Annotated in this window: 18 protein-coding genes and 1 pseudogene; 13 read left to right on the top strand and 6 right to left on the bottom strand. The window is 54.3% G+C overall.

The features are described from left to right. The first annotated feature begins 103 nt into the window (after positions 1-103). From AAIG26_RS10245 to AAIG26_RS10230, 4 genes are all read left to right on the top strand, one after another. Positions 104-3,160 (top strand): FAD-binding and (Fe-S)-binding domain-containing protein, encoded by a 3,057-nt coding sequence (locus AAIG26_RS10245; protein WP_343179711.1) that lies wholly within the window; start codon positions 104-106, stop codon positions 3,158-3,160. Continuing rightward, complete coding sequence (menI, locus tag AAIG26_RS10240) at positions 3,157-3,567, top strand: 1,4-dihydroxy-2-naphthoyl-CoA hydrolase (RefSeq protein ID WP_160270528.1); 411 nt, start codon at positions 3,157-3,159, stop codon at positions 3,565-3,567. The genes AAIG26_RS10245 and menI overlap by 4 nt, the downstream gene beginning before the upstream one ends. 208 nt (positions 3,568-3,775) lie before the next feature. Further along, positions 3,776-4,693, top strand: a complete 918-nt coding sequence (lpxP, locus tag AAIG26_RS10235) for a kdo(2)-lipid IV(A) palmitoleoyltransferase (protein ID WP_343179710.1) — start codon at positions 3,776-3,778, stop codon at positions 4,691-4,693. A 71-nt stretch (positions 4,694-4,764) separates the two neighbouring features. After that, positions 4,765-5,115: a hypothetical protein gene (locus tag AAIG26_RS10230; protein ID WP_233500380.1), complete on the top strand. Its 351-nt coding sequence runs from the start codon at positions 4,765-4,767 to the stop codon at positions 5,113-5,115. A gap of 65 nt (positions 5,116-5,180) precedes the next feature. On the opposite strand, the gene AAIG26_RS10225 is transcribed toward AAIG26_RS10230, so the two are convergent. From AAIG26_RS10225 to AAIG26_RS10215, 3 genes are all read right to left on the bottom strand, one after another. Then, positions 5,181-5,921, bottom strand: a complete 741-nt coding sequence (locus AAIG26_RS10225; RefSeq protein ID WP_343179709.1) for an EAL domain-containing protein — start codon at positions 5,919-5,921, stop codon at positions 5,181-5,183. A gap of 639 nt (positions 5,922-6,560) precedes the next feature. After that, positions 6,561-7,352, bottom strand: a complete 792-nt coding sequence (locus AAIG26_RS10220; RefSeq protein WP_343180313.1) for an alpha/beta fold hydrolase — start codon at positions 7,350-7,352, stop codon at positions 6,561-6,563. 160 nt (positions 7,353-7,512) lie between these two features. Next, positions 7,513-7,656 carry an Ecr family regulatory small membrane protein gene (locus AAIG26_RS10215; protein ID WP_147271666.1) on the bottom strand — a complete coding sequence of 48 codons (144 nt, stop codon included), beginning with the start codon at positions 7,654-7,656 and terminating at the stop codon, positions 7,513-7,515. A gap of 491 nt (positions 7,657-8,147) precedes the next feature. On the opposite strand from AAIG26_RS10215, the gene sufA reads away from it, so the two are divergent. From sufA to AAIG26_RS10180, 7 genes are all read left to right on the top strand, one after another. Next, the gene (sufA, locus tag AAIG26_RS10210; protein WP_065368654.1) at positions 8,148-8,504 is read left to right on the top strand and encodes a Fe-S cluster assembly scaffold SufA; all 357 of its coding nucleotides are present in this window, start codon (positions 8,148-8,150) and stop codon (positions 8,502-8,504) included. A gap of 8 nt (positions 8,505-8,512) precedes the next feature. Next, entirely contained in the window at positions 8,513-10,000 is a 1,488-nt protein-coding gene (sufB, locus tag AAIG26_RS10205; protein ID WP_313625061.1) for a Fe-S cluster assembly protein SufB, read from the top strand. Positions 10,001-10,017: 17 nt separating this feature from the next. Continuing rightward, a complete protein-coding gene (sufC, locus tag AAIG26_RS10200) occupies positions 10,018-10,764 on the top strand; it encodes a Fe-S cluster assembly ATPase SufC (protein WP_016496313.1) in 747 nt (248 codons plus the stop codon). Further along, a complete protein-coding gene (gene sufD, locus AAIG26_RS10195; protein ID WP_343179708.1) occupies positions 10,739-12,010 on the top strand; it encodes a Fe-S cluster assembly protein SufD in 1,272 nt (423 codons plus the stop codon). The genes sufC and sufD overlap by 26 nt, the downstream gene beginning before the upstream one ends. After that, complete coding sequence (gene sufS, locus AAIG26_RS10190; RefSeq protein WP_343179707.1) at positions 12,007-13,227, top strand: cysteine desulfurase SufS; 1,221 nt, start codon at positions 12,007-12,009, stop codon at positions 13,225-13,227. Before sufD ends, sufS begins: the two co-directional genes overlap by 4 nt. A gap of 14 nt (positions 13,228-13,241) precedes the next feature. Further along, positions 13,242-13,658 carry a cysteine desulfuration protein SufE gene (sufE, locus tag AAIG26_RS10185; protein ID WP_045511461.1) on the top strand — a complete coding sequence of 139 codons (417 nt, stop codon included), beginning with the start codon at positions 13,242-13,244 and terminating at the stop codon, positions 13,656-13,658. Between the two features lie 102 nt (positions 13,659-13,760). Beyond that, complete coding sequence (locus AAIG26_RS10180) at positions 13,761-14,777, top strand: L,D-transpeptidase family protein (RefSeq protein WP_313625067.1); 1,017 nt, start codon at positions 13,761-13,763, stop codon at positions 14,775-14,777. A 69-nt stretch (positions 14,778-14,846) separates the two neighbouring features. Here the strand turns inward: AAIG26_RS10180 and AAIG26_RS10175 are convergent, their stop codons facing one another. From AAIG26_RS10175 to AAIG26_RS10165, 3 genes and pseudogenes are all read right to left on the bottom strand, one after another. Next, on the bottom strand, positions 14,847-15,083 hold the full coding sequence (locus AAIG26_RS10175) for a major outer membrane lipoprotein (protein WP_007374746.1): 237 nt from the start codon (positions 15,081-15,083) through the stop codon (positions 14,847-14,849). 310 nt (positions 15,084-15,393) lie between these two features. Further along, positions 15,394-16,806, bottom strand: coding sequence for a pyruvate kinase PykF (pykF, locus tag AAIG26_RS10170; protein ID WP_016496308.1), 1,413 nt, complete (start codon positions 16,804-16,806; stop codon positions 15,394-15,396). A 77-nt stretch (positions 16,807-16,883) separates the two neighbouring features. Next, positions 16,884-17,015 (bottom strand): annotated as a pseudogene (locus AAIG26_RS10165) (hypothetical protein); the annotation flags it as partial. A gap of 789 nt (positions 17,016-17,804) precedes the next feature. On the opposite strand from AAIG26_RS10165, the gene AAIG26_RS10160 reads away from it, so the two are divergent. Beyond that, a complete protein-coding gene (locus AAIG26_RS10160) occupies positions 17,805-19,061 on the top strand; it encodes an autotransporter strand-loop-strand O-heptosyltransferase (RefSeq protein WP_343179706.1) in 1,257 nt (418 codons plus the stop codon). A 31-nt stretch (positions 19,062-19,092) separates the two neighbouring features. Next, on the top strand, positions 19,093-25,896 hold the full coding sequence (locus tag AAIG26_RS10155; protein ID WP_343179705.1) for an AIDA repeat-containing protein: 6,804 nt from the start codon (positions 19,093-19,095) through the stop codon (positions 25,894-25,896).

Here is a 25,896-nt window from a genome sequence, read left to right as displayed (position 1 = left end):
TAATTCTCATGGGCGCATAAGAAAAAAATGTGATACAACGATGAATGCTTAAAGCAAACGATTAACTATTCACAACACTAACAGTCAGGCAGGGTCAAGCATAATGATCCCACAGATTTCCCAGGCACCGGGCGTCGTTCAACTGGTGCTGAATTTTTTGCAGGCTTTGGAGCAACAAGGTTTTACCGGTGATACCGCCACCAGCTACGCCGACAGGCTAACGATGGCGACAGACAACAGTATTTACCAGCTATTACCCGATGCCGTCGTTTTCCCTCGTTCAACGTCCGACGTTGCCTTGATCACACGCCTCGCGGCCGAGCCGCGTTTTCGTACGCTGGTCTTTACTCCGCGCGGCGGCGGTACCGGCACCAATGGCCAGGCGCTGAACCAGGGCATCATCGTTGATATGTCCCGCTATATGAACCGCATTATGGAAATCAATCCTGAAGAGGGATGGGTGCGCGTTGAGGCGGGCGTTATCAAAGATCAGCTCAACCAGTATTTGAAACCCTACGGTTTCTTCTTCGCGCCGGAGCTGTCGACCAGCAACCGCGCGACCCTGGGGGGAATGATCAACACCGACGCTTCCGGGCAGGGGTCCCTTGTTTACGGGAAAACTTCCGACCATGTGCTGGGTGTCCGCGCTGTGTTACTGGGTGGCGATATCCTCGATACGCAGGCGATGCCGGTGGCGCTGGCAGAAACGCTGGGTAATGCCAGCACCGCTATCGGGCGTATCTATAAAACGGTGCTGGAGCGCTGTCGCGATAACCGTCAGCTGATTCTGGATAACTTCCCCAAACTGAACCGTTTTCTTACCGGTTACGATCTGCGTCATGTGTTTAATGACGAGATGACCGAATTTGATTTAACCCGCATTCTGACCGGCTCAGAAGGGACGCTGGCGTTTATTACCGAAGCGCGCCTTGATATCACGCCGCTGCCGAAAGTTCGCCGTCTGGTGAACGTTAAATATGATTCGTTTGATTCCGCGCTGCGCAATGCGCCGTTTATGGTGGAAGCGCGGGCGCTCTCCGTCGAAACCGTAGATTCGAAAGTGCTCAATCTGGCGCGGGAAGATATTGTCTGGCATTCGGTGAAAGAGCTGATTACCGATGTGCCGGACAAAACCCTGCTTGGCCTGAATATTGTTGAGTTTGCCGGTGACGATCAGCCGCTGATTGATGCGCAGGTGCAGTCGCTGTGCCAGCGCCTCGATACGTTAATGGCTAAGGGTGAAGGCGGCGTGATTGGCTGGCAATTGTGCGAAGATCTGACGGGCATTGAGCGCATTTACGCCATGCGTAAAAAAGCCGTGGGGTTATTAGGGAACGCGAAAGGCGCAGCCAAGCCGATTCCCTTCGCGGAAGATACCTGCGTGCCGCCGGAACATCTGGCGGATTACATCGTTGAATTCCGTGCGCTGCTTGATGGACATGGCCTGAGCTACGGCATGTTTGGTCATGTCGATGCCGGGGTGCTGCATGTGCGGCCCGCGCTGGATATGTGCGATCCGCAGCAAGAAGTGCTGATGAAATCCATTTCGGATGATGTGGTGGCGTTGACGGCAAAATATGGCGGTTTGCTGTGGGGCGAGCACGGGAAAGGTTTCCGCGCCGAATATAGCCCGGCGTTTTTTGGCGAGCAGTTGTATGGTGAGTTACGCAAAATCAAAGCGGCATTCGATCCGGAAAACCGGCTGAATCCAGGTAAAATTTGCCCGCCTGAAGGCATTGACGCGCCGATGAAGAAGGTGGATGACGTTAAGCGCGGTACGCTTGACCGGCAAATTCCTATTGCCGTGCGTTCCTCATGGCGTGGCGCCATGGAGTGTAACGGTAACGGCTTATGCTTTAATTTCGATGTGAAAAGCCCGATGTGCCCGTCGATGAAAATCTCGGCGAACCGTATTCATTCGCCAAAAGGGCGGGCAACGCTGGTGCGTGAATGGCTGCGTTTGCTGGCCGATCGTGGCATCGATCCAATTAAGCTGGAAAAAGAGCTGCCGGAAAAGCGGGCCAGTTTGCGCACATTAATCGAGCGTACGCGCAATAGCTGGCATGCCCGTCGCGGCGAGTATGATTTCTCGCATGAAGTTAAAGAAGCGATGTCAGGCTGCCTGGCCTGTAAAGCGTGCTCTACACAATGCCCGATCAAGATTGATGTGCCGGAGTTCCGGTCACGCTTCCTGCAGCTCTATCACAGCCGTTATCTGCGCCCGGTACGCGATCATCTGGTCGCCACGGTTGAGAGCTATGCGCCATTAATGGCGCGCGCACCGAAAACATTTAACTTTTTTATGAGCCAGCCGTGGATGCGTTCCCTTTCCGCGAAGCATATCGGCATGGTGGATTTACCGTTGCTGTCGGTGCCGTCATTGCAGCGTCAGATGGTCGGGCATCGCACGGCGAACATGACGCTTGAGCAGCTTGAAGAGCTCGATGCCGCGCAGAAAGCGAAAACTGTGCTGGTGGTGCAGGATCCATTTACCAGCTATTACGATGCGCAGGTCGTGGCCGATTTTGTTCGTCTGGTCGAACGGCTTGGCTTCGCGCCGGTCGTGCTGCCTTTCTCGCCAAACGGCAAGGCGCAACACATTAAAGGTTTCCTGAATCGCTTTGCAAAAACGGCGAAAAAAACCGCAGATTTCCTTAACCGCGTGGCACAACTGGGCATGCCGATGGTCGGTGTCGACCCGGCGCTGGTGCTCTGCTACCGCGACGAGTACAAGCTGGCGTTAGGCGATAAGCGTGGGGACTTTCATGTGCAACTGGTGCATGAATGGCTGCCAGCGGCGCTGGATAACATCGGTGAACGCGCGCTTAGCGGTGAGCCCTGGTATCTGTTCGGCCACTGCACAGAAGTGACTGCGCTACCGGGTGCTACGGGGCAATGGGCGTCGATTTTTGCGCGTTTCGGCGCGGTACTGGAAAATGTCAGCGTTGGCTGCTGCGGCATGGCCGGAACCTATGGTCATGAAGTGAAGAACCATGCCAGTTCGCTGGGCATTTATGAGCTTTCCTGGCATCAGGCGATGCAGCGTTTGCCGCGTAATCGATGTCTGGCAACCGGCTACTCTTGCCGCAGCCAGGTTAAACGAATCGAAGGGAATGGCGTGCGCCATCCACTACAGGCATTACTGGAGATTTTGGGATGATCTGGAAACGTGCGGTTACGCTGGAAGCCCTGAATGCAATGGGTGATGGCAATATGGTGGGGTTGCTGGATATTCGCTTTGAACGCATCAGTGACGATGCGCTGGAGGCGAGCATGCCGGTAGATCAACGAACGCATCAGCCGTTTGGCCTGTTACACGGTGGTGCGTCGGTGGTGCTGGCGGAAACGCTCGGTTCTGTTGCCGGCTATTTATGTACGGAAGGGGAACAGAAAGTGGTAGGGCTGGAGGTCAACGCTAACCACTTGCGCTCGGTGCGCAGCGGGCGTGTGCGCGGTGTTTGTCGGGCGCTGCATACGGGGGGGCGGCATCAGGTCTGGCAAATCGATATTTATGACGAACAATCCCGCCTGTGTTGCTCATCACGGCTGACCACGGCAGTGGTCTAATCATTTTCGGCGGTATAACCGCCGAAAAATCTTCATTTTTTATTCATTATTCTGCGCATTAGATTTTAGCTCTTCGTGCTATATTGTCCGGCACTGGATGTACCGCCCGGTTGTCAGCAACCGACGCGAGTGGCTGTAACGCGTAATGACCTGATGAAGTGATTCATTGTCTCTTTAAGCGCTACTGAATTAAGGCTTTTAGGTAACAATGATGACATCGTTTAAGCGCGAATTTTTACACCCTCGCCATTGGGTGACATGGGCCGGATTAGGTTTGCTCTGGCTGCTCGTTCAACTTCCTTATCCTGTTCTTGCCCGCCTTGGCGCGGGGCTGGGGCGGCAATCACGTCGATTCCTGCAGCGCCGTGAACGTATCGCCCGCCGTAATCTCGAATTATGTTTCCCCCATATGAGCGATGAACTGCGTGAGCGGCTGATTGCGAAAAACTTTATGTCGTTGGGCATGGGGTTGATTGAAACCGGCATGGCGTGGTTCTGGTCGGATAAGCGTGTACGCCGCTGGTTTGATGTCGAAGGTTATCAGCATTTGCAGGCCGCCCAGGCCAGCCAGCGTGGTGTGATGGTGGTCGGTGTGCATTTTATGTCGCTGGAGCTGGGCGGGCGCGTAATGGGGCTTTGTCAGCCAATGATGGCAACCTATCGCCCGCATAATAATGCGTTGATGGAATGGGTACAGACGCGCGGGCGTATGCGTTCCAATAAATCGATGATTGATCGCCGTAACCTGAAAGGTCTGGTCAATGCGCTGAAACAAGGGGAAGCCGTTTGGTTCGCGCCGGATCAGGACTACGGTCGCAAAGGCAGTATTTTCGCCCCGTTCTTCAGTGTGCAAAACGCGGCAACCACCAACGGTACCTACGTCTTATCGCGCCTTTCCGGGGCGAAAATGTTGACGGTCACGATGGTGCGTAAAGAGGATTGCTCCGGTTATTCGCTGCATATCGGCCAGGCGCTGAATGACTATCCGGTTCAGGATGAGTTTGCTGCCGCCAGTTACATGAACAAAGTGATTGAGCGCGAAATCCTGCGCGCACCAGAGCAGTATCTCTGGATCCACCGGCGTTTTAAAACCCGCCCGGTCGGCGAACCTTCGCTTTATAACTAACCTTTGTTAACGCGCCCCTTCTCAGGGGCGTTGTATTATTCTGTTGCCAACAACATGTATACGGGATGGTTATGGTCAAGTTTATTGCGGGCGGCTGTTTAGCCTTATTATCGGCGTATTCATCGGCTGCGGGTATCACGCTGCAGTGTGATGAATACCGCGCCAGCGTCGAACCGGATGGGCTCACTGTCAATGGTCGACATTACACGAATCCACAGGAGAATCCGTATGATATCTCCGATCAATATTCCGGCCGCTCGCTGATTTATACCGACAGCCAGGATCAAAACAAGGCTACCAACTGGGCGGCGATCCATATCATCACGCAGATTGAAACGGGTAAAAAAGCCTTCTTCTACGCGGACAGCAAGCACACCAACGATAAAGCGATCGTCTGCACCCGCGAAAACGCAGAGGAATAGTACACGGGCAGCCTGCCTGGGATAGCGCCTTTACCCAATCACCCGCCAGCGGCTTTTATGAGAGTTTAAAACCCCTCCAGTAGCTGGAGTTGCTTAAAAGTTAGCGGGCGGGAAAAGGTGTACCCCTGAATACCGCCGGTGTTATACCTGTTAAGCAGAGCGAGGTCGGCTGTGCTATCCACGCCTTCACAAATCACATTCGTCCCGGCAGGTATTACGCTGTCAATGAAACGGTGCAGTGTTGAAAGTTTTGCCGGGTGGCGGGCAATGCCATCGACAAGGGAGCGATCGATTTTAATAGTATTGAACGCAAACAATTGCAGGCGCTCTGCATGTTCATTTCCACAGCCAAATTTACCGAGTGAAACCATAAAGCCATACTCTTTGGCTTTCTTTAATGAAGGTAACTTACTGATAAATTGAGGATAAGTCATTTTGTCGCTGACCTCAATTTCGATACGTTGCGGGGCAATATTACTGTGCTGGCAGCGTTCAAGGAGCTGGGTAAGATGATCCATATCATTAGCCAGCTGCGGCGATAAAATGAATGAAACCGTCATTGTTTCTTTCATTTTTAGTACATGACAAATAACTTCAAAAATAAAATCAGTTACTTTTCTGCTGACCGCCGTTTCTTCCAGCAGAGCGGCTATTTGCTCTGCGGGAATGAGAAAATCCTCAGCGTTATAAAATTGCGCCACCGCTTGATAGCGGAGAATGTTTTTTCCTGAGAGAGTAATGATGGGGTGAAACTCAGCCGTCATCAGGAATTTTCTGCCATTAATTTCCAGTGTGTTAATTTTCATTTTCCTGATTTCGCCCCTACTCAAAAGAACAGGACATTCTTAATAAACAATTTTCAATTCTACACAGGCCCTGATAATGATTGAAAATTGTTTTAAATGATCGATTATCTTATTTTGATAGTCTATATCTATTACTATCATGAAAATGATCGCTTAAATCTATAAATTAACAAAGAAGATTATTCTTAATATTTATATTTTGGCGGTTTTATGGTGGTGAGACTTACAATGAGTTTGTGTTAGGTTGTTGTTTTGTTGTGGGAAAGGTGACTGGCTGCCAATAGGCTTAACGCGCTCCTGCCCAATGTTTGGCTTATGACAATAAAGCACGAATGAATTAACAATATTAACCATTAGTAAGATGTCTGCTGGTAATGCACGCGTGTTTATAAGCCTGGATTTTTATTCGTTTTTTGGGCCTTGCTGTTTAACCGAGGTATTGAAGGTGTATTCAGGATGCGTATAAAAATAGACGGCCAAACATAAAAATATAATGACAGTTTTATGACGGTAATAACCTGGTCATGAATAACAAGAAGAACGGACGGGAAACATATTTCCCGTCCGGTTAATTAAAGGGTTAGCAATAGACTATCGCCGGTTGTGCTAATTACCTGGCTTTCGCAATGTAATGAGGGATCAACAATATTGTTTCAGGAAATCGACGATCAATTGTGAAACACATTCAGGATTTTCCCGGTTACTGATATGCGCCGCATTTGGAATCAGTGTGAATTGACAACCTAATGCTTCAGCCATCTGTCGCCCTTCCACGGGCGGGCGCGGCAGATCCAGTTCGCCAGTTGCCACATGCGCCGGACAAGCCACAGAATCCAGAATGGTCATCCGATCTGGTCGACCGAAAATCAATTTACCGAGCGGCACAATACTGCTGCGAAGTTGCTCAGCAGAAAGTGAGGAAAGATAAGCGGTGAGTTGCTGAACATCTGCAGGCGCGGCAAACTGCGAATAAAATTGACCGACGATATAGTCGAGTAACTCCGGGGGAATGGTGCCAGTCGCATCGATGGCGTTGAGCATCGCGAAATAACGCTCTCGCGCCAGATCGGTTTCATCGCCGATAAAGGTATCAAATAACATCATCGCCTTAACCCGCGCAGGTGCGGCGGCTGCGAGTTCTGCTCCCCACATTCCACCAACCGACAAGCCGACCACGGCAAACTGGTCGATATTGAGCGAATCCATTAAAACCAAATGGTCTGCAGCAATATCGGCCAGAGAGGAGGGGGAGCCTGGCAACGCGGGGGATTCGCCATGTCCCCACAAATCTGGCGCTATCACACGAAAGTGCTGGCTGAGCGTTTCAATTTGCGGCGACCACATCGATTTATCAAACAAATAGCTGTGGCCCAACAGCACGGGAAAACCCGTTCCGCTATCTAAATAAGACATCATTGGTTTTGCATTCATCAATACTCTCCTTGTTTGATGGCTCAGCGACGTGAGCGCATTTTCAAAAAAACGAAGATAACTGACTTCATCTGAGAAATGAGGGAGTAATTTCTTATTTTTTGAACGTTTTTTCTTATCCCAGTGCCATTTTCGCTAGAGCGGCCAGAACACCATAACCTCACTCCGGCGTGGAGATAGTTGGGTAAAGCAAGGTTTCCAGGAAGCTGGCTACTATCCATAGCGTTTCGCTGAAAATTGACCATAACCCCACCACCAGAACCACCACCGCGAGCAGTAACAAAATCAACGCTGTTTTATCCATAACTTGCTCAAATGTGGTAAAAAATCCTCGCTTTCGGACACTCATTCCAGCATCCAGTTCAACTTTTTACTATGACTATTTTGCCGTCGACGTGCGGCCTATTGATATCACTGGAGATTAATTTAATAACGCAAAGCGCCGAAGTTTGGGTTATGCGTCTAAGACGCCGTTATGCGCGAAGATAATGTTTTGATAAGCGGGTCACTTTTTACAGTAAAAAATACCGAAACCCTATCTCAATAATAGGCATTGGCTATACATCTTTTCGTTTTCATCTCTTACTTGCCGCTGTGCCCACTAAAGTCATTATTTATCAATTTATTAAACAAATTTTCACTTACCTGTTAAGCCTTTGCGCAGAGTCTATGCTTATACCATGTGCCGAAAAAAGGGGCCTGTGGGGAATAACCCTTCGGAAAAGAGGTTGAAGTGATAATCATTATCACTAACATAGCATTATGAGCCTTTGATCTGCTGATGTGAGGTAAACGATGGAATCATTTAATCCGCAAGATTTTACGTGGCGGGGGCTAACCATGACCCCCGCTGCTGCAGAACATATCCGTGCGCTGGCCAGTAAGCAGGCCGGCGTGCTCGGCGTACGGCTGGGTATCAAGCAGACGGGTTGCGCAGGTTTTGGTTATGTACTCGATACCGTGACGGAGCCGAGCGAAGACGATTTGCTTTACGAATCTGACGGCGCACGCCTTTACGTACCGCTGCAAGCGATGCCGTTTATTGACGGCACCGAAGTGGATTACGTGCGTGAAGGTTTAAATCAGATCTTCAAATTTCATAACCCGAAAGCCCAGCACGAATGCGGCTGTGGCGAAAGTTTCGGGGTATAGGCGGTACTATGTCTCGTAATACTGAAGCAACTGACGATGTCAAAATCTGGACCGGCGGCAACCTCAATTATAAAGAGGGCTTTTTTACCCGGTTGAGCACCGACGAGCTGGCAAAAGGCATCAATGAAGATGTCGTGCGGGCCATTTCAGCGAAACGCAACGAGCCAGATTGGATGCTCGAATTCCGCCTGAACGCCTTCCGGGCGTGGCTGGAGATGGAAGAACCGCACTGGCTGAAAGCGCATTACGAAAAACTGGATTATCAGGATTACAGTTACTACTCCGCACCTTCCTGTGGCAACTGCGACGACACGTGCGCCTCGCAGCCCGGTGCGGTGCAACAGACCGGTGCAAATGCCTGGCTGACGGAAGAGGTCGAAGAGGCCTTTAACCAGCTTGGCGTTCCGGTACGCGAAGGTAAAGACGTGGCGGTCGACGCCATTTTTGACTCCGTCTCGGTGGCAACAACGTACCGGGAAAAATTGTCGGAGCAAGGGATCATCTTCTGCTCGTTCGGCGAGGCGATCCATGACCACCCGGAACTGGTTAAAAAATACCTCGGAACGGTGGTGCCTTCCAATGACAACTTTTTCGCCGCGCTTAACGCCGCCGTCGCCTCTGATGGGACGTTTATCTATATCCCGAAAGGCGTGCGTTGCCCGATGGAACTGTCGACCTATTTCCGCATTAACGCGGAAAAAACCGGCCAGTTCGAGCGCACCATTCTGGTGGCGGATGAAGGAAGCTACGTCAGCTATATCGAAGGATGTTCCGCACCGGTGCGCGACAGCTATCAACTGCACGCGGCAGTGGTGGAAGTGATCATCCACAAAGACGCGGAAGTGAAATACTCCACGGTGCAGAACTGGTTCCCGGGGGATAACAACACCGGCGGCATTCTCAACTTTGTGACCAAGCGTGCGCTGTGCGAAGGCGAAAACAGCAAGATGTCGTGGACGCAATCTGAGACGGGCTCCGCCATCACCTGGAAATACCCGAGCTGCATTCTGCGCGGCGATAACTCGATCGGTGAGTTCTTCTCCGTCGCGCTGACCAGCGGGCATCAGCAGGCGGATACCGGCACCAAGATGATCCATATCGGCAAGAACACCAAATCGACGATTATTTCCAAAGGGATCTCCGCCGGACATAGCCAGAACAGCTATCGCGGGCTGGTGAAAATCATGCCGACGGCGACCAATGCCCGTAATTTCACCCAGTGTGACTCGATGCTGATTGGCCCGGATTGCGGGGCGCACACCTTCCCGTATGTCGAGTGCCGTAATAACAGCGCGCAGCTTGAGCATGAAGCCACGACATCGCGTATTGGTGAAGACCAGCTCTTCTACTGCCTGCAACGCGGGATCAGTGAAGACGATGCCATTTCCATGATCGTCAACGGCTTCTGTAAAGACGTTTTCTCTGAACTGCCGCTGGAGTTCGCCGTTGAAGCGCAAAAACTGCTGGCTATCAGCCTTGAACACAGCGTCGGTTAAGGATTAAAGGATAAGAAATGTTAAGTATTAAAGACTTGCAGGTAAGCGTTGAAGATAAAGAGATCCTGCGCGGCCTGAGCCTGGACGTGCGCCCTGGTGAAGTCCACGCGATTATGGGGCCGAACGGTTCCGGGAAAAGTACGCTTTCCGCGACGCTTGCCGGACGTGAAGATTACGAAGTGGTAGGCGGCAGCGTCGAGTTTAAAGGCAAAGATTTGCTGGAGCTTTCGCCGGAAGAGCGTGCCGGTGAAGGGGTGTTTATGGCGTTCCAGTATCCGGTAGAGATCCCCGGCGTCAGTAACCAGTTTTTCCTGCAAACGGCGCTTAATGCGGTGCGTGAATATCGCGGCGAAGAGGCGCTGGACCGCTTTGATTTCCAGGATCTAATGGAAGAAAAAATTAAGCTGTTGAAAATGCCGGAAGATCTGCTTACCCGTTCGGTCAATGTCGGTTTCTCCGGCGGTGAGAAAAAACGTAACGACATTCTGCAAATGGCGGTGCTGGAACCCGATCTGTGCATTCTGGATGAAACGGACTCCGGTCTTGATATTGATGCGCTGAAAATTGTTGCCGAAGGGGTGAATGCACTGCGTGACGAAAAACGCGCATTTATCATTGTTACGCACTACCAGCGGATCCTGGATTACATCAAACCGGATTTCGTACACGTGTTGTATCAGGGGCGCATCGTGAAATCCGGTGATTTCACGCTGGTTAAGCAACTGGAGGAGCAGGGCTATGGCTGGCTTACCGAACAGCAGTAACGCGCTGCAACAGTGGCATCATCTGTTTGAAACGCAGGGCGGTGCGCGTTCTGAATCGGCGCAGCAGCATCTGCAGCAAATGCTGCGTTTAGGGTTGCCGACACGCAAACATGAAAACTGGAAATACACGCCGCTGGAAGGCTTACTGAACAGCCAGTTTGTGAGTACCTCTGGTACGATTGGTGCCGGGCAGCGCGATACGCTGGCATTGCCGGTGGATGCCGTACGACTGGTGTTTGTCGATGGTCAGTTTAACGCGGCGCTGAGCGATGACACCGCGGGTTCTGGTTTTGAGGTCAAATTTGCTGATGTGCGGGAGGCGCTGCCTGCGCCGGTGCAGCCGGAAGTGTTCCTGCATCTGACAGAAAGCCTGGCGCAGAGCGTGACCTGGATTCAGGTAGCGCGTAACCAGCGTCCTGCTAAACCGTTGCTGCTTATGCATATTACTCAAGGGCTGGCGGGCGACGAGATGAATACCGCCCATTATCGCCACCATCTTGAGCTTGCCCAGGGGGCGGAAGCGACAATTTACGAACATTACGTCAGCCTGAACGATGCGCGCCACTTTACGGGCTCACGCCTGACGATGAATGTGGCGGCGAATGCGCACCTGCACCACGTCAAACTGGCGTTTGAAAATCCGCAAAGCTACCACTTTGCGCACAATGACATCTTGCTTGCGGCGGATGCGGCGGCAGATAGTCACTGTTTCCTGCTCGGCGGCGCGGTGTTGCGCCACAACACCAGTACGCAACTTAATGGCGAAAACACGCAGTTGCGCATCAACAGCCTGGCGATGCCGGTGAAAGCGGAAGTGTGCGATACCCGCACCTGGCTTGAGCATAATCAGGGCTACTGCAACAGCCGCCAGCTACATAAAACCATCGTCAGCGATAAAGGCCGCGCGGTGTTTAATGGCCTGATCAAAGTTGCGCAACATGCCATCAAAACCGACGGGCAGATGACCAATAATAATCTGTTGCTCGGACGCCTGGCGGAGGTGGATACCAAGCCACAACTGGAAATTTATGCCGATGATGTGAAATGCAGCCACGGTGCGACGGTAGGCCGCATTGATGATGAACAGATGTTTTATTTGCGCTCGCGCGGCATCAATCAACAGGCGGCGCAACAGATGATAATCCATGCTTTCGCGGCTGAACTGACGGAAGCCATTAGCGACGAAGCATTGAAACAACAGGTTCTGGCGCGTATCAGCCAGCGCCTGGCAGGGGGCAGAGTATGAGTTTTCCCGTGAACGCCGTTCGTGCCGATTTCCCGGTGCTGCAGCGTGAAGTGAACGGACTACCGTTGGCCTATCTCGACAGCGCGGCCAGTGCGCAAAAACCGAACCAGGTCATTGATGCCGAAGCTGAATTTTTCCGCCACGGGTATGCGGCGGTACACCGCGGTATTCATACGCTCAGTGCGGAAGCCACCCAGCGAATGGAAAACGTGCGGGTGCAGGCCGCGGCGTTCCTTAACGCACGGTTGCCGGAAGAGCTGGTGTTTGTGCGCGGCACGACCGAAGGAATTAACCTGGTGGCGAACAGCTGGGGTAACAGCCAGGTGCGCGCGGGCGACAACATTATCATTAGCGCGATGGAACACCACGCCAATATCGTTCCGTGGCAGATGCTGTGCGAGCGCGTGGGCGCGGAGTTACGCGTGATCCCGCTTAAGCAGGATGGCACGCTGCAACTGGATGTGTTGCCAACGTTGCTGGATGAACGCTCGCGGCTGCTGGCGATCACGCAGGTGTCTAACGTGCTGGGCACCGAAAACCCGGTGGCGGAAATCATTGCGCTGGCGCATCAGCATGGTGCGAAAGTGCTGGTGGACGGCGCGCAGGCGGTCATGCACCATCCGGTGGATGTGCAGGCGCTGGATTGCGATTTTTATGTTTTCTCCGGACATAAACTGTATGGGCCTACGGGTATTGGCGTGTTATATGCCAAAGAGGCTATCTTGCAGGATATGCCGCCGTGGGAAGGGGGCGGCTCGATGATCGCCACCGTGAGCCTGGCCGAAGGCACAACCTATGCGAAAGCGCCGTGGCGTTTTGAAGCCGGTACGCCGAACACAGGCGGCATTATCGGACTTGGTGCGGCAATTGAGTATGTCCGTAAGCTGGGGCTGGAAGCGATTGGTGAATACGAGCAGACGCTGATGCATTACGCACTCAATGCGCTGGCGGATGTGCCGGATCTGACGCTTTATGGCCCGGCCCAGCGCAAGGGCGTCATCGCGTTTAATCTCGGGAAACACCACGCCTATGATGTCGGCAGTTTTCTCGATAATTACGGCGTTGCGGTGCGCACCGGCCACCACTGTGCGATGCCGCTGATGGCGTTTTACCATGTTCCCGCCATGTGTCGCGCGTCACTGGTTATGTACAATACGGAAGAAGAGGTGGATCGTCTGGTAACTGGCCTGAAACGCATTCATCAGTTACTGGGCTAACGTGAGAGGCAAAAATGGCCGCATTACCCGATAAAGAGAAACTGCTGCGCAATTTTAGCCGCTGTGCCAATTGGGAAGAGAAGTACCTCTATATTATTGAGCTGGGGCAGCGTCTACCGGAATTAAGTGCCGACGCGCACAATCCTGAGAACATTATACAGGGCTGTCAGAGCCAGGTCTGGATTGTCATGCACCGCAATGAAGCGGGGGTGATTGAGCTGGCAGGCGACAGTGACGCCGCGATTGTCAAAGGACTTATTGCTATCGTCTTTGTGCTCTATCAGCAGATGACCGCGCAGGATATTGTGGCGTTTGACGTGCGCCCGTGGTTTGAAAAGATGTCCCTTACGCAACATTTGACGCCTTCTCGCTCACAGGGGCTTGAGGCGATGATCCGCGCGATTCGCAACAAAGCCGCCAACATTAGCTAAACTTAAAAGACCATTTTTCATCCTGTTACGATGCGAGGCGTTATACGCCTCGCTGGATCTTCAGCTTTCTGACACCTTGTCAGTGGATACAGGAACTTCAGTATGAAACGCGCGTCTTTGCTCTCCTTATGTCTTTTCGGCGCTTTAAGCGCACTCCAGGTGGCTCGTGCGGCAGAATATCCTCTGCCTGCCGACGGGAGCCGCGTTATTGGGCAAAACCAGACTTACACCGTGCAGGCGGGGGATAAAAACCTGCAGGCGATCGCCCGTCATTTCGACACGGCAGCAATGTTGATCCTTGAAGCCAATAACACGATTGCACCCGTACCGAGGCCGGGTACGATCGTCACCATCCCTTCACAAATGATTTTGCCCGATACGCCGCGCGAAGGGATTGTGGTTAATCTGGCCGAGTTGCGGCTGTATTATTTCCCGCCTGGGAAAAATAGTGTGCAGGTGTACCCGATAGGTATTGGCCAACAGGGGCTGGAAACGCCGGTTTCGGTGACGCGGGTCAGCCAGAAGATCCCGAACCCAACCTGGACACCGACAGCGGGCATTCGCGCGCGTTCATTAGCCAACGGTATTGAATTGCCACCGGTGATACCCGCAGGGCCAAATAACCCGTTAGGGCGCTTTGCGCTGCGTCTGGGGATTGGCAATGGCGAATATCTTATCCACGGTACCAATGCGCCGGACAGCGTTGGGTTACGGGTCAGCTCAGGCTGTATCCGCATGAATGCGCCGGATATCCAGGCGTTATTTGCACAGGTTGCGGCTGGTACGCGCGTGACGATTATCAACGAACCGGTGAAATACACCGTAGAGCCTGACGGGCGGCACTTTATTGAAGTGCATCGTCCGCTGGCACAAAAGGTTGAAGAAAATACGCAGACGGTGCCGATCACCTTCTCTCCCGCGCTGGAAGCGTTTATTCATAATGCCGGCGGTGATAGTGGCATGATTACGCAGGCGTTGAATCGTAGGGCGGGTTATCCGATAGCGATTCCGGTTAAGACAGCGGCGGCAGCGTCGAAAGAAAGTGTGTTGTCCGTACAGAACAATGCGAAAGGTACGACGGTGGATGCAGAAGCCCAACAGGAGGCGGTAACGCAGTAGGCGAACAGGAAGGGCAAATTACAGGCAAAAAAATGGCGCACCGAGTGCGCCATTTCATTACAGGAACTCTTACTTACGGTAAGAGTGAGCCTGGTTGTCCAGACGCTGGTTAGCGCGAGCTGCGTCATCTTTAGCAGCCTGAACGTCGGAACGGATTGCGTTCACGTCGTTGCTCAGCTGGTCAACTTTAGCGTTCAGAGTCTGAACGTCAGAAGACAGCTGATCGATTTTAGCATTGCTGGAGCAACCAGCCAGCAGAGTAGAACCCAGGATTACCGCGCCCAGTACCAGTTTAGTACGATTCATTATTAATACCCTCTAGATTGAGTTAATCTCCATGTAGCGTTACAAGTATTACACAAAGTTTTTTAGGTTGAGAATATTTTTTTGATGGGAATCCACTTAAATTTGATCGTTCGCTCAAAGAAGCACCGACTTTCAATAAAAGGTTAAAAAACGCGTGTTAAAACAGCGAGCTTCCATCGGATTCATCTTAGATAATGGCCAGTTTAAATAGTGAAATCCGATTGGATTTTTTATTTTAAATGGGGGCGGGAATATAAAAAAAAGCGCCACAAGGGCGCTTTTTTAATCAGTCTGAATTGTCCGGCGATTATTACAGAACGTGGACAGAAGCCGTGTTTGTAGTGCCGCTCGGAACCAGTGCGCCGGAAACCATAACAACTACGTCGCCTTTGCTTGCCAGACCACTTTCCAGCGCCACTTCTTTACCCAGACGGTAGAAATCATCTGTAGAAGAGATCTCTTTCACCAGCTGCGGGATAACGCCTTTGCTCAGCACCAGCTGACGCGCGGTCACTTCGTTGGTGGTCAGCGCCAGAATAGTGGCATCCGGGAAGTATTTACGTACAGCGCGAGCAGATTTGCCGCCCTGAGTCGCAACAACAATCAGCGGAGCTTCCAGTTTTTCAGCGGTTTCAACAGCGCCACGGCAAACCGCTTCCGTGATGCGCAGTTTACGGCTGTCGTTGTTGAAATCCAGACGGCTGGTCATCACGCGATCGGTACGCTCGCAAATGGTGGCCATAATGGTCACCGCTTCCAGCGGATATTTCCCTTTAGCGGATTCGCCAGACAGCATCACGGCGTCGGTGCCGTCGAGGATGGCGTTAGCCACGTCGCCAGCTTCAGCGCGGGTCGGACGCGGGTTTTTAATCATGGAGTCGAGCATCTGGGTCGCAGTGATAACGACTTTGCGAGCGCGGATACATTTTTCAATCATCATCTTCTGCGCGAAGATCACTTCTTCAACCGGGATTTCTACGCCCAGGTCGCCGCGCGCAACCATGATGCCGTCAGAGGCTTCGAGGATTTCATCGAAGTTGTTCAGGCCTTCCTGGTTTTCAATTTTGGAGATGATCTGGATGTTCTCGCCACCGTGAGCTTTCAGGTGCTCACGAATTTCAACCACGTCAGAACGTTTACGGATAAAGGAGGCCGCAACAAAGTCGACGCCTTGTTCGCAACCGAAGATCAGGTCTTGCTTATCTTTTTCAGCCAGCGCCGGCAGGGCGATGGAAACGCCTGGCAGGTTAACGCCTTTGTTTTCACCGAGGTCGCCGTTGTTCAGCACTTTACAGATAACTTTATTGCCAACGATTTCGGTCACTTCCATACCGATCAGACCATCGTCTACCAGTACGGTGTTGCCAACGCTCAGATCGTTGGTGAAACCTTCGTAGGTCACGGCAACCGTATCCGCGTTGCCGACAACAGATTTGTCAGTGGTGAAGGTGAAAGTCTGACCTGCTTTCAGGGAGACGTCGTTGCCACCTTCCAGTTTGATGGTGCGGATTTCCGGACCTTTGGTGTCCAGCAGAATTGCCGCTTTTTTACCGGTTTTGCTCATCACGTTGCGCAGGTTTTTGATGCGCTGGCCGTGCTCAGCATAGTCACCGTGAGAGAAGTTTAAACGCATGACGTTCATGCCAGCGTCCAGCATTTTCGCCAGCATCTCTTCGGATTCGGTTTTCGGACCGATGGTGCAAACAATTTTGGTCTTTTTCATGACAGTTCTGGTCTTTAAGTTTGAGTTGAGAAGGATTGGGAATTTACGCTCCGGTTAGCGCACGGCTCCGGAGTCAAACCTGTGTTGCGAAAAGAGCGATGCCACAGTCTAAGGATAGGTGACATCAAAAAAGCGTGCAGAAGAATGTGTGCCTGAGATTCAGCCAGATCGGGGAAAAATTGATGTGAGTAATTTGTTTTACAGTTCAATCAGCTGAATCCATTCAAATTAGGATGGCGGCATTATAGCGTCGACATCGACAGAAAGGAATTAAAAACGCCGTTTCAAAATACGAATTTATCATCATTGTCGATTTGTTGTGTAACCGTTATCACAAAATTGCGCAACCGTTGCGTAGCCGAGGCAGTCCGCGGCCTGGCCATCGTAATGGCATCAGTTTGAACCACTCTCACGCCGCGTTATTTCTCTTCTACGGCTCCGCTTATTTACTTTCTCGCCTGCTGAGATTGGAAAATAAACAATAAGATTTTTCTGTTTATTTTTTATGCGCAAGGGGTTGTGTGTATTAATTTAATCAAAATGTGCGCCAGTTTGCTTTTTAAATAATCGCCGGGGCGGCGGGTTTTTACTTCTCTCTTTTGCATCAGCGAGGCGGATATATCTAATGAGTACTGCTTAAAAGGGTGGAAATATATTTTATATTTCTGAATTAACATCACGTTTTTGCATGAAATTTGTTTTAAGGATAATCTTAAAATGCTTGCTTTTGTTAAGGGTTAACTGCTTGTTTTTTATAAAAAAGCAGAATGAGTTGCGAAAGTGGTAGAAAACTAAATTGTTGATACTTATGGTCTTTAACTTTTAGAAAGAATTTGCAATAAAACGCCTTGTTACTACTCTTAAGCGACTCTTGATGAGACCCGAAAAATTTATAAAAAATTTCGTTCCGGATTATTAACTCCGGAGGTCGGCTGGTGCCTGCTTATTATTTACTGCCAGCCTTATTTAATGCGTTTACTTATGATGAAGGTTGGGTGATGACAACTTCCGCTGTTGCTGGACAGGGATATGCTTTTATTCCGCCGCCAGAAATTCCGACCCAGCAGGGACCGATGGGCATCCTGTACGATTTTAATGACGGTGCCCGGTTATTGTTGCCAGCCGGTAACTGGCGGGTAGAAATAAGCGATGACGAAACGGGAAATATTCTGTTTGCCGACGATGTCGCGCAGGGCTGGGTAATCAGCACAAAAAAATATTACGTGCCGTTTCGTCTGCGGGTCTGGGACGGCGTCCAGCCGGAGCCCGTGCTGGACCACGCTCTGGAAATGCGCGGCAAAACGGTACTGATCTCCTTTCCCGGCGGTACGCTGGGCGACCTCATCGGCTGGGTGCCTTACGCTGAACGCTTTCGGCAGACGTACCAGTGCAACGTTCATTGCACCATGGCACAGCCGATCGTCGATCTCTTCAAGCCGGTCTATCCGCAGCTCAATTGTGCTACCCCCGAAGAGTGGCTGGCCGGGCCAGGCGTGAGTGAGCCGCCTTACGCCAGCTGGCGCGTCGGGCTCTTTTTTCACGGCGATCTCGACAAGCAGCCATTTGATTTTCGCGCTGTCGGTCTGCACCGCACCGCCGGACATATTCTCGGCGTCGATCCTACAGAAATCGTTCCGGACCTGCGCCAGCGCAGCGCGCGTCGTATCGCTGAACCCTATGTCTGCATCGCGACCCAGTCCACCAGCCAGGCCAAATTCTGGAACAACGGCAATGGCTGGCATGAAGTGATCGACTATCTGAAAGAGCAGGGCTACCGCGTGCTGTGTATCGACAAAGAGCGCGTGGTAGGCCGCGGGTACATCTGGAACAAAATCCCCCACGGCGCGGAAGATTTCACCGGCAATCTGCCCCTCGCTGAACGCGTGGCGTTGCTGGAACACGCCGAATTTTTTATCGGCCTCGGCAGCGGTCTCTCCTGGCTTGCCTGGGGTTGCCATATTCCGGTGGTGCTGATCAGTGGATTCAGCCTGCCGAACAGCGAATTTCATACCCCCTGGCGCGTCATCAACACCCATGTCTGCAACGGCTGCTGGGATGACGTGCGATTTAATTTTGACCATCAGGACTATTTCTGGTGTCCGCGCCACAAAGGCACGGACCGGCAGTACGAATGCACACGTTTTATCACTGGTAAGCAGGTCATCGGTCATCTTCGTCGGCTGATTGCCCTGCGAAGCAATCCCTTTGGCATCAAAACAACAGCACTGGCAGACCCCGATCAACATGCCGCCTGACGGATGAGAGACGGGTTTTGAGGACACAGAAATGAAAAAAAGTCTTAACTGCAGTTACCGGCTGGTATGGAATGACGTTCAGCGGGCGTTTGTGGTGGTTTCAGAACTGACCCGGGCGAAAGGCAAGCGTGCAGGCGGCGCGGTGTTGATCTCGGCGGCGGTGGGTGGCCTGTTCGCAAGCAGCGGGGCGATGGCGTTTACCCCGGACGTCACTGGTTCGACGCGGGATGAGGTGGTGCAGGAGGGGGTTCAGAATGTGCGCCCTGGAGGCTTAACCACCAACCATACCATCAGTACCCGTGGTACGCAGATAGTGGCGGGCGGGCAGACCGTGGATACGCGTGTTCAGGATGGCGGTTCGCAGATTGTGCGGCAGAACGGCCAGACGACCGGTACCGTTGTCACTAACGGGACACAGATTGTTGAAGTGGACGGGACGGCAACGGGCACGCAGCTTAACAGCGGCGGTACGCAGGCGGTCGCTGGCAGGGCTAATAGCACCGTTGTCGGCGCTGGCGGTGTGCAGACTGTGCAGAAAAGCGGGGTGGCAAGCCAGACGATTATTAACACTGGTGGCGTGCAAGCAGTTAACGGCAGCTCCGTTCAGGGCGTCATTAACGCCGGCGGCATCCAGCTCATCAACAGCGGTGGTTTCTCTCAGGACGCGACGGTAAACAGTGGGGGTGTCCAGCACGTTAACGTCGGCGGTTCCGCGGCCGACACCGCCATCTTTGGCGGCGGCAATCAGGTCGTGGCCGGCACGGTATCCGGTGCGCACCTCAACGACGGTGGTGCGCAACTGGTTCAGCAAACCGGTAAAGCCACCGGCACCATCATTAACAATCGCGGTACGCAGACCGTAGACGGCACCGCTATCTCCGCAGTGGTCAACGGCGGCGGTACCCAACTGGTGCATAGCGGTGCGCTGGCGGCGGGCACCATCGTGAACAGCGGCGGGATTCAGCATATTAATCAGGGCGGGGCAGCTTCTGACGGCGTGGTGTTTGGCGGCGGTACCCAGGTACTGGCGGGAACCGCATCCGGCACCAGCGTCAACGATGGCGGTGCGCAACTGGTGCAGAAAACCGGCAAATCCACCGGAACCATCATCAACAATCGCGGCACGCAGACCGTAGACGGCCAGGCCATCTCTTCTGTCGTCAATGCTGGTGGTACGCAGCAGGTTAATCGCGGCGGGCTGGCGACGGGCGGCGTGGTGAACACCGGTGGTCTGCAACATATCAGCGAAGGCGGTGCAGCATCCGATGCCATTCTGCTCGGCGGCACCCAACTTGTGGAAGGCACCACCTCTGGCACCATCATTAATAACGGCGGTCTGCAGCAGATCCACGCCAGCGGCATGAGCAGTGATGCGGTGGTTAACGCCGGCGGTAAACAGGATGTGGACGGCGTCTCCTTCTCCGCTGAAGTGAACGACGGCGGCCTGCAGAAAGTCCGCAGCGGCGGTGCCGCCACCAGCGCAGTTATTAACACCGGCGGGATTCAGAATGTACTCTCAGGTGGATCAACCGCCTTCACTACGCTGTTGGGCGGGATTCAGCAATTGGCGGGCGTAGCGGCAGATACCATTATCGGTGCCGGCGGCGTACAGCACGTTCAGGTCGGTGGTAGCGCCAACGGATCGCTGATCAACGAGGGCGGTCTGCAGCGCGTGGATGGCACAGCCAACTCATCGGTTATCTATGACGGCGGCATCCAGCTGGTGAACAGCGGCGGTCTGGCGGATAACGCGACCGTTAACAGTGGCGGCCTGCAACACATCAATGAAGGTGGTGCAGCGTCCGACACCACGGTGTTTGGCGGCGGTCGGCAAGTTGTTGCCGGTACGGCCTCCGGCACCAGCATCAATGACGGTGCCTACCAGCTTGTTCAGGCCACCGGTAAAGCCACCGACACTATCATCAACAGCGGTGGCACTCAGGCGGTAGACGGCACGGCGATCTCCGCTGTGGTCAACGATAGCGGGGTTCAGCTGATCCACTCCGGCGCGCTTGCCGCAGGCTCGCTGGTTAATTCCGGTGGTCTGCAGCATATCAACGAAGGCGGCGCTGCCTCGGATGCGCTGCTGTTTGGCGGTACCCAGATTGTCGAAGGCACCGCATCCGACACCCGCGTGGACTCTGGCGGTGTGCAACAGGTTCACGTTACCGGGAAAACCATCGACAGCAAAATCTATGACGGCGGTTTCCAGGATGTTGACGGCACGGCTAACGGCACGATCGTCTACACCGGCGGTAAACAGCTGATCCGCAGCGGCGGTCATGCGAACGACACCCGCGTCGATAAAGATGGTGTGCAGATTGTGCGTGCCGGCGGCGCGGCGTCAAAAACGACGCTGCTGGGTGGAACGCAGCAGGTCGCGGGTATGGCAGGCGACACGGTTATTGGCGATGGCGGCATTCAGCACGTCCAGGTGGGCGGCATTGCCATGGGCGCGCTGATCAACAGCGGCGGTCTGCAGCGCGTTGACGGCTCGGCGACCTCCGCCGTGGTGAACAACGGTGGCGTGCAACTGGTGAACAGCGGTGGGCTGGCCGCAGGCTCCATCGTCAACAGCGGTGGCCTGCAGCATATCAACCTTGGCGGCGCGGCGTCTGATGGCACCATCTTCGGCGGGGGTAAACAGTTGGTGGCAGGGACCGCGTCCGGCACCAGCGTCAGCGATGGCGGTCAGCAGATCGTGCAGGCCAGCGGTAAAACCTCCGGTACGCAAATCAACAGCGGCGGTGTGCAGAGCGTGGACGGCAGCGCCACCTCATCCGTGGTACGCGATGGCGGCATCCAGCTGGTGAATAACGGCGGCCTGGCGGCAGGTACTGCTGTACACAGCGGCGGTCTGCAGCACATCAATCTCGGCGGCGCGGCGTCTGATGGCACTATCTTTGGCGGTGGTAAACAGGTGGTGGCGGGCACGGCGTCCGGTACCAGCCTGAACGATGGCGCTTATCAAATCGTTACGACCACCGGGAAAGCGACCGGCACCCTGATCAACAGCGGCGGCGTGCAGAGCGTTGATGGCAACGCGACCTCGGCAGTGGTGCGCAACGGCGGCATCCAGCTGGTGAATAAAGGTGGTCTGGCGGCAGGCACCACGGTGAACAGCGGTGGTCTGCAGCACATCAATCTCGGCGGCGCGGCGTCTGACGGCACCATCTTCGGCGGCGGCAAGCAGCTGGTGGAAGGTACTGCCTCCGGTGCCAGCGTGAATGATGGCGGTATGCAACTGGTGGCAGGGAGCGGTAAAACCACCGACACCCATATCAACAGCGGCGGTGTGCAGAGCGTAGACGGTACGGCCATCTCGTCCGTGATCAATAACGGCGGTCAGCAAATCGTCAACTACGGCGGCCTCGCTGCCGGTTCGATCGTCAATAACGGTGGGGTGCAACACATTTCCGCTGGCGGCGCGGCGTCTGACGGTACGGTGTTCGGCGGCGGTACGCAACTGGTGGAAGGTTCGGCTTCCGGTACCAGCATCAGCGACGGCGGGGTACAACTGGTGACCAAGAGCGGTCAGGCCAGCGGCACGCTGATTAACAGCGGCGGCGTACAACGCGTACACGGGCAGTCGTTCGACGCGGTGATTAATAACGGCGGTGCGCAGATCGTTGACCCGTATGGCTGGGCACGCCAGAGCGTGATTAACGCTGGCGGGACGCAGATCCTCAGCAACTCTGCTGTGGCGATCTCCACCGTGATGAATGGCGGTGAGCAGCACATCAATAACGGCGCGAAATCTTTCGCCGCGCGCCTGCTGGGCGGTACGCAGAATATCGGCAGCGGTGGGCAGGCCTTCGAAACTCTCGTTGAAAAGGGTGGCGTGCAGAACGTTAACGCGGGCGGTTACACCTACGGTGGCACCATCTCCACCGGCGGCAGACAAAATGTTGCCTCCGGCGGCGTCACCGACTTCACCTTTGTCGATGGTGGCCTGCAGGTGGTTGACGGTACTTCGATTGTCAGCATCGTGAAAAACGGCGGGCGTCAGGTTGTCAACAAAAATGCCAATGCCGAAGTCTCTGTGGTGATTGATGGCGGTATTCAGGAGGTCTTTGGCACCACCACCGGATCGGAGATCACCCGGGCGGAACAACGCATCTATAGCGGGGGGGCAGCCACCTCTACCGTGCTGAGCGATGGTGCGGTTCAGGGGATTTACGACGGCGCGATAGTGACCGATACCCGTAACCGCAACAGCATCCAGAACCTGTACAGCGGTGGGCGTGCAGAAAACAACCTGATGGATGATTTTGCAGTGCAGAACATCGCTGCGGGCGCAACGGCGGTGAACACTTCGATGATCAACTCCAGCCAGCAGAATGTGCGCGGCAGTGCCGTTGATACCGATCTTTCGGCGAACGCCGTGCAGAACGTCTACCGCGGCGGGACGGCGACTCGCACGGCGATCTACGAGCGCGGCATCCAGAATATCTTCAGCGGCGGTTCATCAATACTTGCTGTCATCCAGGCCGGTGGGATCCAGAACGTGCTGAACGGCGGTACCGCCATCAGCACCACCATTAACAATGGCGGTACCCAGAACGTGAATAGTGGCGGGACGGTGATCTCCACCATTATCCGTGAGGGCGGGATCCAGAACGTCAATGACGGCGCGATCGTTATCGACAACAAAGTGGTTGGCGATCAGGTGGTCAATCAGGGTGGCACCGTCGCCTCGTCCACCGTCAGCGAAAACGGTACCCAGAGTGTCACCTTTGGGGGCACGGCGATTGCCACGACCGTCAGCAAAGGCGGCGCCCAGTTCGTGCGCGCCGGTGGTACGGCGGATCTGACGGCGATTGAGCGCGGCGGCGTGCTGGCGCTGGAAGATGGCGCAACGGTCACCAATATCAATCTCAATAGCGGTGCAGCATTGATGGCGGGCACCGATACCACGCTCAACGGCACCAACGCACTTGGCAGCTTCTCCATTGCCAATAAAGTTGCCGATAGCGTGCTGCTGGAAGGCGGCGGTCTGCTGTCGGTTGCCGCTGACGGCAGTGCCAACAACACCGTGGTAAGCGAGAACGGTACGCTGAGTGTCGCCGAAGGTGGGATGCTGACCGGGATAACCAAAGTCAACGACGGCGCTACGCTTGCCGGCAATGTTAACAACAGCGGCGAACTGCGTATCACCACTGACACCAGTGCCAACACCGTTAACGCGGCCATCAACGGTAGCGGTACGCTGTATAAAGAAGGTGATAACACGCTGACCCTGAGCGGTGCGCTTAATCAGGCGGGCGGTACTTATCTGCAGAGCGGTACGCTGGTGTTCAGCGGGCTGGATGCCGTGACCGACATCATCGCCCAGCGCGGCACCTCGCTGCAGTTGACCAACGGCACTACGCTAACCGGGATGATCGACCCGACCGACCTGACCGTCGATGCCGGTTCAAGCTGGCTGATGACCGCAGACTCCCTGCTCAATAACCTGACGCTGGGCGGCTCTATCGATTACCAGGCACCGACCGGGACGTTCGTTCCGAAAACCCTGACGGTTACCAACCTGGTGGGCAATGGCGGCACCATTACCCTGAACACCCTGTTTAACGGTAATAGCGCAGTGAGCGACAGCCTGGTGCTGGACGGCGGCACCGCCACCGGTAATACGCGGATCGCCATTCGCAGCCAGGGCGGTCTGGGTGCACGTACCACCGGTAACGGCATCCAGGTGGTGAATGCCATTAATGGCGCGACCACGACCGATGATGCTTTCAGTCTCAGCGGCAGCCTGCAGGCGGGGGCGTATAACTACACCCTGCAACAGGGCAGCGCCGACCAGAGCTGGTATCTGACGACTGCTGAAGCCGGTGGCAACGAGAACGGCCCGCAGAACTACCGTTCGGCGACGTATCTTTATAGCTCTGTCTATGCGCAGGCCATGGACTACGACAGTGCGCTGCTCGGTTCGCTGGATGCCCGTCGCTATGCGGCGCGTACCGCCGCCGAAAGCGGTAGCAACATGTGGGCCCGTTTCCAGGCCGGTCAACTGAGCCACGATCACGGCAGCAACGATCTGCGTAACGGCAACACACCGGACAGTAAAGGCGGCTATACCTTCCTGCAGATCGGTAGCGATCTGTGGCAGGGTTCGGCTTCTGCCATGGAATGGACCGTTGGGGTGTACGGTGCGGCGGGGCTTTCTGCCGTCGACGTGCAGCGCAACGACAAGTCGAAAGCCGGTACGGTACGTGATGACGCTTACAGCGGCGGCCTCTACCTTAACGGCGTGCATGAGAGCGGCTGGTGGATGGATGTGGTGGCCCAGGGCACACGTCACAACTTCGATACCAACCCGCGCTATGGCGACGGTCTGAAAACTCACGGCTGGGGCTATGTTGGCTCCTTCGAAACCGGTCTGCCGTTTGAGATCGGCGGCGGCCTGGTACTGGAACCGCAGGTGCAGTACCAGTATCGCGGCGTGAACCTGAAAGATGGTAATGATGACGTTGCAGACGTGCAGTTCGGCGATGGTCACAGCCAGCAGGTGCGTGCCGGTCTGCGTCTGGGCAACAACGCGACGCTGAAAGAGACTGGCAAACCGGTGCCGGTAAGCTGGTGGGTGCGTCCGTCCTTCATCCAGACCTTCGACTCGAAGGGTACGCTGAACGTCAGCGCACCAGGCGTAGCAGGCAGCGAGGTCGCGTTCAATCCGGATCAGGACGGCACCGCTGCGGCGCTGGATGTCGGCATTGACGGTCAGATCCGCGATAACGTTACCCTCGGGGTGCGTGCGGGCTACACCCGGAGCATTAATGACGCAGGCACTGGCGGCTATGGCGGTCAAATCACGCTGAAAGTCGGCTTCTGA

The sequence above is a fragment of the Kosakonia sp. PSU_27 genome, from assembly GCF_039409795.1.
Taxonomy (GTDB): Bacteria; Pseudomonadota; Gammaproteobacteria; order Enterobacterales; family Enterobacteriaceae; genus Kosakonia.
Note: the sequence above shows the minus strand (reverse complement) of the source record. Positions and strands in the feature narration are given on the sequence as shown.